This is a genomic window from Methylobacterium cerastii, from assembly GCF_022179125.1.
Taxonomy (GTDB): domain Bacteria; phylum Pseudomonadota; class Alphaproteobacteria; order Rhizobiales; family Beijerinckiaceae; genus Methylobacterium; species Methylobacterium cerastii.
In genome coordinates this window covers 1-10,553 of record NZ_BPQG01000057.1, presented here as the reverse complement: position 1 = coordinate 10,553, position 10,553 = coordinate 1, and the positions used below count along the sequence as shown (strand labels likewise).

The 10,553-nt window shown below is 59.9% G+C and carries 14 protein-coding genes and 2 pseudogenes; 11 read left to right on the top strand and 5 right to left on the bottom strand.

Translation table 11 applies throughout. The features are described 5' to 3' along the window. Window positions 1–89 precede the first annotated feature (89 nt). Together tnpB and tnpA are read right to left on the bottom strand one after the other, a co-directional pair. Window positions 90–437 carry an IS66 family insertion sequence element accessory protein TnpB gene (gene tnpB / locus MFF13_RS19210; RefSeq protein ID WP_238272740.1) on the bottom strand — a complete coding sequence of 116 codons (348 nt, stop codon included), beginning with the start codon at window positions 435–437 and terminating at the stop codon, window positions 90–92. After that, window positions 434–847 (bottom strand): IS66-like element accessory protein TnpA, encoded by a 414-nt coding sequence (tnpA, locus tag MFF13_RS19205; protein ID WP_238272739.1) that lies wholly within the window; start codon window positions 845–847, stop codon window positions 434–436. Before tnpA ends, tnpB begins: the two co-directional genes overlap by 4 nt. Before the next feature lie 101 nt (window positions 848–948). Between tnpA and MFF13_RS19200 the strand changes: the two are divergent. The 4 genes and pseudogenes from MFF13_RS19200 to MFF13_RS19185 form a co-directional block, all read left to right on the top strand. Beyond that, window positions 949–1,623: pseudogene (locus tag MFF13_RS19200) on the top strand (IS3 family transposase); the annotation flags it as partial. Between the two features lie 818 nt (window positions 1,624–2,441). After that, window positions 2,442–2,798, top strand: a complete 357-nt coding sequence (locus MFF13_RS19195) for a DUF4347 domain-containing protein (RefSeq protein WP_238272738.1) — start codon at window positions 2,442–2,444, stop codon at window positions 2,796–2,798. Window positions 2,799–3,115: 317 nt separating this feature from the next. Continuing rightward, window positions 3,116–3,493 carry a hypothetical protein gene (locus MFF13_RS19190; protein ID WP_238272737.1) on the top strand — a complete coding sequence of 126 codons (378 nt, stop codon included), beginning with the start codon at window positions 3,116–3,118 and terminating at the stop codon, window positions 3,491–3,493. Continuing rightward, window positions 3,427–4,008, top strand: a complete 582-nt coding sequence (locus tag MFF13_RS19185; protein ID WP_238272736.1) for a recombinase family protein — start codon at window positions 3,427–3,429, stop codon at window positions 4,006–4,008. Before MFF13_RS19190 ends, MFF13_RS19185 begins: the two co-directional genes overlap by 67 nt. Here MFF13_RS19185 and MFF13_RS19180 read toward each other — a convergent pair. Together MFF13_RS19180 and MFF13_RS19175 are read right to left on the bottom strand one after the other, a co-directional pair. Next, on the bottom strand, window positions 4,005–4,286 hold the full coding sequence (locus tag MFF13_RS19180) for a type II toxin-antitoxin system YafQ family toxin (protein WP_238272735.1): 282 nt from the start codon (window positions 4,284–4,286) through the stop codon (window positions 4,005–4,007). The genes MFF13_RS19185 and MFF13_RS19180 overlap by 4 nt on opposite strands. Continuing rightward, window positions 4,273–4,533, bottom strand: a complete 261-nt coding sequence (locus MFF13_RS19175) for a type II toxin-antitoxin system RelB/DinJ family antitoxin (protein WP_238272734.1) — start codon at window positions 4,531–4,533, stop codon at window positions 4,273–4,275. Before MFF13_RS19175 ends, MFF13_RS19180 begins: the two co-directional genes overlap by 14 nt. Window positions 4,534–4,641: 108 nt before the next feature. Here MFF13_RS19175 and MFF13_RS19170 point away from each other — a divergent pair. From MFF13_RS19170 to MFF13_RS19150, 5 genes and pseudogenes are all read left to right on the top strand, one after another. Further along, window positions 4,642–5,073 (top strand): annotated as a pseudogene (locus MFF13_RS19170) (hypothetical protein). A gap of 689 nt (window positions 5,074–5,762) precedes the next feature. Beyond that, entirely contained in the window at window positions 5,763–6,176 is a 414-nt protein-coding gene (locus MFF13_RS19165) for a helix-turn-helix domain-containing protein (RefSeq protein ID WP_238272733.1), read from the top strand. A 386-nt stretch (window positions 6,177–6,562) separates the two neighbouring features. Then, entirely contained in the window at window positions 6,563–7,099 is a 537-nt protein-coding gene (locus tag MFF13_RS19160) for a hypothetical protein (protein ID WP_238272732.1), read from the top strand. Window positions 7,100–7,478: 379 nt separating this feature from the next. Next, entirely contained in the window at window positions 7,479–8,039 is a 561-nt protein-coding gene (locus MFF13_RS19155; RefSeq protein ID WP_238272731.1) for a hypothetical protein, read from the top strand. A 1,034-nt stretch (window positions 8,040–9,073) separates the two neighbouring features. After that, a complete protein-coding gene (locus tag MFF13_RS19150; protein ID WP_238272730.1) occupies window positions 9,074–9,337 on the top strand; it encodes a hypothetical protein in 264 nt (87 codons plus the stop codon). An 86-nt stretch (window positions 9,338–9,423) separates the two neighbouring features. Here the strand turns inward: MFF13_RS19150 and MFF13_RS19145 are convergent, their stop codons facing one another. Further along, window positions 9,424–9,630: a hypothetical protein gene (locus tag MFF13_RS19145; RefSeq protein WP_238272729.1), complete on the bottom strand. Its 207-nt coding sequence runs from the start codon at window positions 9,628–9,630 to the stop codon at window positions 9,424–9,426. A 310-nt stretch (window positions 9,631–9,940) separates the two neighbouring features. Between MFF13_RS19145 and MFF13_RS19140 the strand changes: the two genes are divergently transcribed. Together MFF13_RS19140 and MFF13_RS19135 are read left to right on the top strand one after the other, a co-directional pair. Beyond that, a complete protein-coding gene (locus MFF13_RS19140) occupies window positions 9,941–10,174 on the top strand; it encodes a hypothetical protein (RefSeq protein ID WP_238272728.1) in 234 nt (77 codons plus the stop codon). 114 nt (window positions 10,175–10,288) lie between these two features. Beyond that, on the top strand, window positions 10,289–10,553 hold a 265-nt coding region (locus tag MFF13_RS19135; RefSeq protein ID WP_238272727.1), incomplete at its 3' end, for a helix-turn-helix domain-containing protein.

Here is a 10,553-nt window from a genome sequence, read left to right as displayed (position 1 = left end):
GCGAGATCGGTGGGAAGCGGCGGGGGCTCGGACGCGTTCGGCACGCCCGAGAGAAGAGCATATTGCTCAGGCTTTGTAACGCGTTATCCTCATCCGACCGCACTCGGACGCCAGCTCTCCTGCGGCATCCGCCAGTCGATGCCCGAGAGCAGGTAGCCGAGCTGCGCCGTCGAGATCGTCACGGCTCCGTTCGCCACCGACGGCCACAGGAAACGACCGCGGTCGAGCCGCTTGGTGTACAGGCACGCGCCCTGGCCATCGTGCCAGATCACCTTGATCAGGTCGCCGCGCCGGCCGCGGAAGACGAACAGGTGCCCGGAATGGGGATCGCGCCTCAGCGTCTCCTGGACGATCATCCCCAAGCTGGAAAAGCCCTTGCGCATGTCGGTGTGGCCGGTCGCCAGCCAGACCCGCACACCGGCCGGCAGCGGGATCATCGGCCTTCCAGGGCATCGAGCACCCGACGCAGAGCTCCGCCGTCGACGTCCCGGTCGACCGTGAGACGCCGACCGCCGCCGAGATCGATCTCGATGACGCCGCTCTTGCGACGAAGCCGGCGCGGCGGCGCTGGAGCACGCGGATCATCCGACTGCGCAGCGGGAACAGGACGTGACGGCTCCGGGGCGATCGCGACGGGCACGAGGACCGGGGCCTGCGCGTCCCCGCCCAAACGGCCCTCCCGCGCCTGACGCCGCCAAGTGAACAGCAGGCCTTGGGCGATCCCGTGCCGGCGCGCCACCGAACACACCGACACCCCGGCCTCGTACGAGGCTTCGACGATCCGCGCCTTGTCATCGAACGACCAGCGCCGCCGCCGTTCGGCATCCTCCAGCAGCGCGACCCGCATCACCCCGACCCGCCGACCTTAACGCCAGCATTAAGGTCAGGCTTCAGCGAAGAGCGCGATGCCCTCGATCGCGGCCCTCACCGGAGGCGTACGATGTTGTCATGGTACGGAAGAATCAAACGGCTGAAGAGATTGTTGCCAAGCTGCGCCAAGTTGATGTCCTGATCTCGCAGGGCCGTAAGGTCGCCGAAGCAATCCGGTCCATTGAGGTGACGGAAGTCACGTATTATCGCTGGCGTTCGGAATTCGGCGGCCTGAAGGGCGATCAGGTCAAGCGGCTGAAGTCTCTGGAGACCGAGAACCAGCGCCTCCGCCGGGCGATCTCGGATCTGACCTTGGAGAAGCTTATCCTGAAGGAGGCAGCCTCGGGAAACTTCTGAGCCCGGCTCGCCGCTGGGCTTGTGTCGACGACGTCGTTGCCGAGCATGGCGTGTCTGAACGCTTCGCCTGTCGTGTCCTGGGGCAACATCGTTCGACCCAGCGCAAATGCCCCGTGGTGGTCGAGGACGAAGCTGCTCTTACGGCTGCGATCATTGCGTTGGCCGTCCAATACGGGCGCGACAGTTACCGTCGGATCACGGCCTTGCTCCGGCGTGACGGCTGGACAGTGAACGTGAAGCGGGTCGAGCGGATCTGGTGCCGCGAGGGCCTCAAGGTTCCCGCTCGTCAGCCGAAGCGGTCGCGCCTCTAGCTTCAACGACGGCTCCTGCCTTCGCTTACGGCCCGAGCGTCCCGACCACGTCTGGTCCTACGACTGCGTCGAGCACCGCACGCACAGGCTACCAGCCACCTGCACCGGAGGTCGTCATCTGGCCAACCGAACAGAGCGGATCAGTTCCGTCTGCTCGTCCTGCCATCGTCACACAACCGACAATGCACTAAATTCGAACCTGGGCCACCAAATGGAGGCAGGCCAGGTTCCTCGGGGTCTAGGATCGAAATCGGCACAAGCATCTGCGACAGAAGTTTTTTATATTTATTGAGGGCGAAGTAATTTCATTACTGAAGATTATCATTGATTGTTAGACGAGGCTTAGCAGACGATCGAACCAGATCTGACAAGCAACCATTATGATACAAGCTATTTGCACAATATAGCTCCAGAAAACTAGACGCATGCCATAACGCGGACTGGCGCAACGCTCCGAAAAATCAATTTGAACTTCAACGATAAGGCTTCGCGCCACATCCTATGTTCCTGCGCCATAGTTGACTCCACTCAGTTTGGATGCTGAATTTTGAACTGCAAATCAATAAGTAGGGGGGGGTGGCATATGGGCGTTCTGGTACACGTCGTCGACATTGGCCTATCGGGCTACGAGGGAGTAAATTTTGACAATAACTCAAGTAAAAATTCAGATGACGTCGTAATTAAGCTTGGGCCTATGTGTAACGGAAACGCACAAGTAATTACATCCATAAAGTCAAGCGTGAAAAAGGCGAAAATTGACGGACTTATCTTCTATGGACATGGCAGCCCCGGTGCGCAACTCACAGCTCTCGGGGATGGGTCAGATCCGAACCCAGTTAGCGATCTTAGCGATGATCAAAAAAATCGTGAAAAAAAATACTTAAAGAAGAGCAAAAGCAATCGATGATCACTGTGGAATCCTTAGAAGATCAGAAGTGGCGCGAGTTAAAGACACTTTTTTCAAGGGACGGACATGTTGTATTAAAAGGATGCAATACTGGATCCGGCGAAAAAGGGGATGATTTACTTAAAAAGATGTCTAAGATATTCGGTGTGCCTGTAACTGCCGGAACGGTTTTTCAAGCTGTCGGGTATACATCTCTTGTTGGAGAAACGAAGACCGGGCGCCCCAGCGGCTCAGTATCGCCAGACAAAGGATCTAAAGTAGCCAATCAGAGAAATTTTGACTCTCTGCCCCTTTGGCTCCGGACTGGACTTATACTGAGCGATAAATTTTCGAAACCTAAAGATAAGCGCTGACGCGAAATCTGACTTTTCTTACCATTTATGTAGTTCGTGCTGCTTCCGCACCCGGCTGATCCCCCCCGATCCGCCGTGGCGGCCCTGCTTTCACCCTGTAGCAGGGCCGCCTTCTACCTTTTGGCCGAGAAGCTGTCCTCGGGCTCTCACATCCTGACGTCGGCCCGACCTCGTGCGCACACGGGCTGAGAGGGCAAGGCACAACCCGATCTGGTCAGCGGCTGACGCAAATTATTTTCGACCGCTGACCGCTCAGGCCATTTCGACTTTCGTTCTGCGATGAGATCATCGGGGCTCCAGCCACCGGAGCCACGCCGATGTCCCTCGCAACCACCACCGATACCGCTGCCATCAAGCCCGCGCCGTTGTCGAAGTACGAGATCCAGCGCAACGAACCCCATGCGGCGGCCCAGGTCCGGTCCGACGCTAAGCGTCGAGAGAAAAACGCGCCGCGCCGGGACGACATGGCGCAGGCGGCCTATTGCGTCCTCCTGATGATGTTCAACGACCGTTTGTCCGACACGCTTCATGGGCGCTCGATCCGCGGGTCGAAATGGCTCTGTTTCTGTCGGGAAAATATGACTGGTTTTCTATTGCAGATAAAACGCTCTTGGATCACTATCCCGACATGCTCGTCGGATATGCCCGCGTTTGCACCCTCGACCAGAACCTCGACCTGCAGCGTGACGCGCTGAAAGGCGCCGGCTGCGAGAAGCTGTTCGAGGAGAAGAAGTCCGGCAAGGCCGGGACCAAGCGCCCGGAGTTCGAGGCGGCGCTCGCCTATCTCCGGCCGACAGACGTGCTCGTCGTGTGGAAGCTCGATCGCCTCGGCCGGTCGCTCGTCGAGATGATGCGCACCATCGACAGCCTACGGGTGAAGGAGATCCACTTCCGCTCGCTGACCGAGCAGTTCGACTCCGACACCGCCCATGGCCGCTTCGCCCTGCAAATGCACGGCGCGATGGCGGAGTACTTCCTCGACCTCAACCGCGAGCGCACGATGGAGGGGCTCAAGGCAGCGCTCGCCCGCGGGCGCAAAGGTGGACGCCCGAAAAAGCTGACGGAGGCCGACATCGAGGTCGGTCGTGCCCTGCTGAAGAGCGGCACCATCTCGATCGCGGCAATCGCCAAGCGCCTCGGGGTCAGCCGAGACACCTTCTACAGCTACTTCCCCCAGGCGCGGGCACGCAGCCAGCAACTACAGCCTTAAAGCCCGAGCTCAGCATGCGAGCCGAGGCGGACCAGTTGCAGCGTCTGCCCGTCGGGGAGCCGGTAGATCAGCACCAGGTCGGGCCGCACGTGGCAATCCCGGTGATCCCGCCAGTTGCCGGTCAGCGCGTGATCGTGGTGCCGCGCCGCGAGCGGCTGATCGGTGACCAGAGCGTCCAGCACGGATGTAAGATCCGGGACGAGGGTCGTGCGGTGCTGCCCCTTCATCTCGCGCTTGTAGTCGCGCTTGAACTGCCCCGTACGCTCAATCGTCCGCATCGAGGTCGGTCATCAGCGCGGCCACGCTGTTGAAGCGGGGCAGATCGCCTGCCCGCGCCTCGCGCATCGCAGCGATCGTCGCCTCGTTGGGGATGAGCGGCTCGAAGGGCAGCGTCCCCTCACGCGCAACCCGCGTCAGCATCAGCCGGACCGCCTCGGAGACGGTCAGCCCCATCGCTGCCAGAACGGTGGCTGCTTCTTCCTTCAGCGCCGGGTCGATACGGGTCTGCACGAGAGCGTTGGCCATGAGGCTTCTCCATCTGCATGACAATGTAATGCAGGCAGTCGTATCTGGCTAGCGGTTGATCGCGGTTACCGGGCTGTTCCCGGAGTCGAGGTGTGGCAGACTCGGACCATGCCGATCCGCCGGGAGCACCGCTTCTACTACCCAATCGACTGGCCGCAGCTCTCGGCCACGGTGCGCTTCCGGAGGGCCGGTGGCGCCTGCGAGGTCTGCGGACGACCGCACGGCCAGACGATCTACCATCTCGGTGATGGGCGCTGGTGGGACCCGAGCATCGGTGCCTGACGCGATGGCCGGGGACGAAGTCTGCGAGCCCTCCCGACGATCGAGGACCTCGGCGTGATCAAGACGACCCGCGTGGTGCTGGCTGCCGCCCACCGCGATCACGACACCGCCAACAACACGAACGCCAACCTCGCCGCCTTCTGCCAGGCTTGCCACCTGAACTATGACCGCCCTGAGCATCGACGCCGGCGCTGGCGGACACTGTTCCTGCGTAAGGCCTCTGGCGACCTGTTCCGAGGCCCCTACCAGGGGGCATGACGCACTGTCCGCCTAGACATCCAGGAGGGCTCAGGCAGATGGACACCCGTGCCGTAGAGGGCTTCCGGATAGGCCGCGATTTCGCGAAATAGCTCCATCGACCGGCGGATCACGCTGCTCTCGCGCCCGGCGCGCTGTCCGCCTTGGGTTTTCCGATTAATCCCCAGCAGGGCCTACGCCGGCGACCATCGTCAGCATGCGCAACCACTTGCAGATACACGCCAAACTCTCCTCTTCGCCTGTCGTTGATCGAGTGGAACGCCACACATGAGCCGAGACCAGAAGCTGACCCTCGTCAACGAGGGTGATGGCGACCGGCGATACGACAATCAGATCCAGTCAAGCAGGGTCTATCTAGGCTGACAATCAAATTCAATTGATTTTTTCTTTTTGACCTCATAGAGCGTCGGTAAACCAGAGCGCATCTTCGCCGTGCAACCACGAGTGATCCTCGCCCGCAATCCGCCTTCTACCTCCACAGAGCCAATCCGTCGTGGGGCTTTCGCTAAAGCACGATGCCTAGGCAGCGGTTATGACAATCAGGACATATATAACGGCCTATGATTTTTAGGATATTTTACAATCAATCAATGCTTCTCGATCGCGAAACACTATTATATAGATACATCACGCCAGAGAAATTGCATTCGACGAAGTGTCAATCACATTGGCGTTGAAGGAGCCATATCTTGTCCGATCCGACGCCGAAATACGCTTACGAGAACACGAAGATCGCCAATCTGATCCGTGACAGGATCAACGAATTGTCCGGTGTGAAGACCCAGCGCCAGATCGCTGCTGAGATCGGCTACGACAAGCCCCAGGTGCTGTCGATGTACAAGCGGGGGGAGGCCAAGGTCCCGCTTGAGCGGTTGCCCGCCTTCGCCCGTGCCCTCGACATCGATCTGGTCGTCCTGTTTCGCGCGGGGCTGGAACAGTGGTGGCCGAACGAGAGGGAGGCTCTGGATCAGATGTTCTCGGAACGGATCGTCTCTGCGAGGGAGCGCGCTCTGCTCGAGTTCATCACGAGCGGCTTCCAGGAGAGTGATATCGACAACGCGATCGCCCTCCTCGAAGGCCTCCGCCGTGCCACTCGTGGGTGAACGGGACCGACATACGCTCGAGTTGAGGCGTACGATTCTCGCTCTCTCAAGGATGCGTCTGTAGAGGCGCAGGAGCGTAGAGCGAGTTGAAGCTCTGCTCTTGGTGGCGCCAAGCCCTTCACACGCCAACGTCGTCCATCGTAGCGGCATCACGCGAACGCAGGGTGGACGATGTTTGGGTTGGCCCCACTTTCGGAAGCTTGAGGCATCTGATCGGATAGGGGCATGCCAACACCCCTGTCCGTGCAGTACGAACCCTGTCGCTCGGATCAAGTCGACGACCGGCCGCGCGAAAATTTTTGCGAAAATAGCCCCGTGGGGGGTGGACTCTCCTGCCGTTCCGCGAGAAAAGATCAATCAACGTTGATTGACAAAGGAGAAACGCAGTGTCTGGTTCCGCTATGCTGAAGCTTCGTTCCACCCCCTCTGCTATGGATACGCCTCATGCTCCTATGGAGCACCCTCAGGCTATTGAGATGGCCACTTTGCGGCAGCGGCTGCTCGACCGTAGGCGTCCTGGGGCTCATTTGGCCATCAAGCGTATGGAAAAGCTGGATCAGCCTTTGGCTGACTTGAAGACCAGTGCCGCAAACTTAAACATTACCCAGCACAACAATCTGAATTCTCTTGATCCCATGCTCCGTCGGATGGTATTTCTTAAAGCAAACGATGTGATTGCAAAGCTTGTTGATATCATGAGGCAGGTCGCAAATATCAACAGTGCCTTTGATTTGACTGAAGAAAATACCCAGTTGTTACCTGAGGACCCTATCTTAACTCAGGCTTATGAGGAAGTGAGCGCAGGAATTTTAGAAGACATACAGTATGAGAGGGATAGCCACCGTCATCTTACGAAGACGATGTTTGAAATGTTGGATTTCATGGTTGACGCTCATCTGAAGGGAGATTTGATCAAGATTTGATAAGCGTTTCATTTGTTTTTGGTATTAGAGACAAAATATTGAAATACTGTAATGAATAATCGTTTTTGTGCGCTGGGGGAATGGGTAGCATCTACTTGTCCCTTACATGAGCATATAAGCGGACTCACGCTTCTAAACATAGGAAGGACGAAGTCCCAGGATGCGGTCACTCTGTCGAGGGGCTTGCGTCCTGGGCCCACCGACATCCGGTCGACGCCCTTGGATGTCGGGGTGCTCCCCCTTGGCACTCTATGCGCGCCGACATCCCGTACCACCTCGGACCGCTTCATGCGGATCATCCGGGGTGATCCGCCAACTTAAACTCGACGCCACTCCCATGAACATACAGGCTTATGCACCCTGACGCTCGCTGCGGCCGATGTCGAACCACGTCAATATCCGCCAGGGTATCGCCGGCGGATCGGCAAGGAGGTTCACGTCAGATGAGCAGCGGCAGACCATCGAGTGGCTCGCCAGCTTTAGCTGCACCCACTTCATCACCCTTGCCACCAACGATCTCGACCTGCGCTCGGCTCAGCGACACCTCATCCGCGGGTTCCGGGGTCACGACCGCATGGTGGAGCTGGCGAGAGCGTGGGAAGGTCGCATGAACCGCCGGCTGCTCGGACCGCGGTGGGCCCGGACCAACAAGTCCGGCGAGCGCCTGCAGGCGTTCTATTTCCTCGAGCGAGCGTACTCGAACCCGCACTGGCATGTCCTCGCGCGCATCCAGGAACCTGACCCAGCCAGGTACATGCAGAAGATCGCCAAGCTGCAGGATCACACGGACGAAATCTGGACCACCATCATCCGGTCTGGTTCAACCGACATCAAGCAAATCCTCGACGAAGGCGCGGCGAACTACGTTGCCAAGGAACTACCTCGTCCTGTATCATGGGACTACTTCATCCCCGCTGGGCATTTTGATCCCACGGGGTAGAGAGATGAAGCCCGCAGGCTTTTAAGGTCGTGCCACGTTTGCCGAGCTACGTGACCGACGACGCCTCCTGATCGCTAGGAAGACCCCATGCTGCGCTCCGCGCGGTAATCTCGTCCTATTGCCTTTTACCTCCCCAGACGATCCCCTTTCTCTCTCTGCCCCTTCACCTCCTCCCTAAGGCTTGATCAAGAAAGATTGACTATCCGGGGTAAGGCGCACCAAGCGGCGTGCGAAGCACGGCGCGACTGCGACGTCCCCGCGCCCCGTAGGGGCGCTCTTCAAGAGGTGATCCTTCTCCGCATTGAGCAGAGACGGCTTCAACGTGCTGCGAGCTGGGGAGTGGTAGGGCAGCAGCTCTGAGATCCACGGCCTTCCTCCCTTCTGATAGACACGCTCTGCGTGTTCCGGTTTTTCGACGCAGGTTCTCCATGTGAGGCCTCCAAACTATGGCGGTCCCTGAGTGGCCTGGGAGGGCCCTGGAAGGCGTTCAAGCCTCGGAGAGCGCAGGCCCCCTCACCTCTCGCAGCAGTGCGTGTTCTGGACCTGCTGCTGCAATGTCTTCGCCATGGGTGGTGCCTGCAACAAAGAGCTTGTTTCACCCCCGTTCGTCCCATGGCTGTTTGACGGGATGAATGTCCGGCGATAAGATGTGATTTAGTCGCTGAGGATCGCCGTGGACGGCGTTGGAGCGGCTGACCAAGCCGTTATGGCGCAGATCCAGGCCGTAGACCGGAACTCTGGACATGCCAGCCCCGCCTTCGTTGAAGCGATGATTGCGGCCGGGATGCACCGGGAGCCCCACACGGTTCGCGAGGGCATCAACGCCGCTGCGACGAAACTGGCAGGTGAGGGAGCCGACGGTGCAATGGTCGGCACTGCCAGCCCGTTCTTCATCTTGCTCACGACGGGCTGCCTCGCCCGCCGGTTTAGCTTGCTCCCGGTAGACATGGACGTAGAGGGAGCCGTGCGGTGAGCGTGGACGTGGTTCCAACGCTCAACCGACGCTGTAGCCCTGGACCCCGAGACGCAGGCGGTTGCCAACCTCCGGGCCTGGATCAGCGCGAGCCCGCACGCTAGCGTTCCTCGATGCCTTCGGCGAGCAGGCCAAGGCGCTAGGCTGGGACGCCCTGCGGCTGTTTTCGGTTCACCCGCAGATCGGCATCCTGCGCGTTGACCCTTGCGGTGGCCTGGTCATCCCGCTCGGCGGGCCGGTTCGAGCCATCACGGCAACGACGATTTCTTTCGGCCACATGACGCACCGCCAGAAGCTCGGGCAGCTGCAAGGCGTCCTGATCTGAAAGCTCGGCCAATGATCGCCCCCGGAGACCGCTTCGGCCCCTGGCGCGACGGCATCGAGCCGGGCGAGCGCCTGGCCTGGTCCCACTCAGATGCCGATGCTCGATGCTCCGGCTTCAGCGGCCTGCCTTACCGTCGCACCGCCACGCAGAGCGGCCGCAACGGCAGCGGAGGCGGTGGCGATAGCTGCAGCTCGATCATCCCCATAATCACGACCCTGCTCGCGATTGGGGTTAAATCCAGCCTGATAGTTGTCCGGAAATCTCGTGTTGATCCGCTGGTTAAGCGTCTCCATCGCTTGGTTATAGTCGGCCGAGAAATCGTGCCTTGCCGTAAAGTCTGCGCCTTGGTGGCCGCTGTTCTAAGCAGGTCTCCTTGGCGAACTCGACCGACTGAAGAAAATCTTGAGCGACCGCAAAAAGCTCATGGGATGCGCTAACTGGAACTGAGGAGAAAGAATTGAACAGCTCAGTAGCAGATCAACAGCAGAAGTCGCCATGAAGCGCCCTCTGACGACCAACCTTGCCGCCCCGCCGCTCAAAAAGGACTAGGCCCACGAGCCCGAGGTAGCCACTCCTGCCAACTGGCGTGATCTCGCACCCATCGTGTCCGCTTTGACCGCCATCCTGAGCGCAATGGAAAGTGGGCCGAAGGCTGGCCCTGCTGGCAAGGCGTACCACTCGGCCATCCGTCGCCAGGGCCAGGAGGCCGCGGCGATCGGTGGAGGCGAGGCGGTGGAGGCGGTGCTGCGCCAAGTCGTCGATGCCGCGCCGGATCAGGCTGGGCGCGAGGCGGCCCTTGTCGAGGCTTGGGTTGGGCTGCCAGGATGGCGCTCGTGATCTCGTTCGATCAGACCGCCTACCAGCTAGAGCGACGACCGACCGGGCTGAATCACTGGGGTTAACCGCTGGGGCGTGATGTGATTCTCTTCGCGGCTTTCGCAGGAAAGCCGCATGGCAACTGCTCTATCCGTCGATCTGCGCGCGCGTGTCGTGGCCGCCGTCGAGGAAGGCGTGTCGCGCCGTCAGGCGGCCAAGCGGTTCGGTGTGAGCCCGACCAGCGCGATCCGCTGGTACGAGAGCTTTGTGCAAGAAGGGCGGGTCGTACCCAAGCCGATGGGCGGGGATCAGCGTTCGCAGACGATCGAAGCGCAAGCCGACCTGATCGTTTCGACCTACGAGGCCAAGCCTGAGATCTTCCGTAAGCGCTGTTTTCAGG

What these genes read in the sequence shown, in the direction of transcription:
- MFF13_RS19145 (WP_238272729.1), bottom strand. Translation starts at nt 9,630, where the DNA reads ATGGAGACGCTTAACCAGCGGATCAACACGAGATTTCCGGACAACTAT.
- MFF13_RS19180 (WP_238272735.1), bottom strand. Translation starts at nt 4,286, where the DNA reads ATGCGGACGATTGAGCGTACGGGGCAGTTCAAGCGCGACTACAAGCGC.
- tnpA (WP_238272739.1), bottom strand. Translation starts at nt 847, where the DNA reads ATGCGGGTCGCGCTGCTGGAGGATGCCGAACGGCGGCGGCGCTGGTCG.
- MFF13_RS19155 (WP_238272731.1), top strand. Translation starts at nt 7,479, where the DNA reads ATGTCGAACCACGTCAATATCCGCCAGGGTATCGCCGGCGGATCGGCA.
- MFF13_RS19190 (WP_238272737.1), top strand. Translation starts at nt 3,116, where the DNA reads ATGTCCCTCGCAACCACCACCGATACCGCTGCCATCAAGCCCGCGCCG.
- MFF13_RS19195 (WP_238272738.1), top strand. Translation starts at nt 2,442, where the DNA reads ATGATCACTGTGGAATCCTTAGAAGATCAGAAGTGGCGCGAGTTAAAG.
- MFF13_RS19175 (WP_238272734.1), bottom strand. Translation starts at nt 4,533, where the DNA reads ATGGCCAACGCTCTCGTGCAGACCCGTATCGACCCGGCGCTGAAGGAA.
- MFF13_RS19185 (WP_238272736.1), top strand. Translation starts at nt 3,427, where the DNA reads ATGCTCGTCGGATATGCCCGCGTTTGCACCCTCGACCAGAACCTCGAC.
- tnpB (WP_238272740.1), bottom strand. Translation starts at nt 437, where the DNA reads ATGATCCCGCTGCCGGCCGGTGTGCGGGTCTGGCTGGCGACCGGCCAC.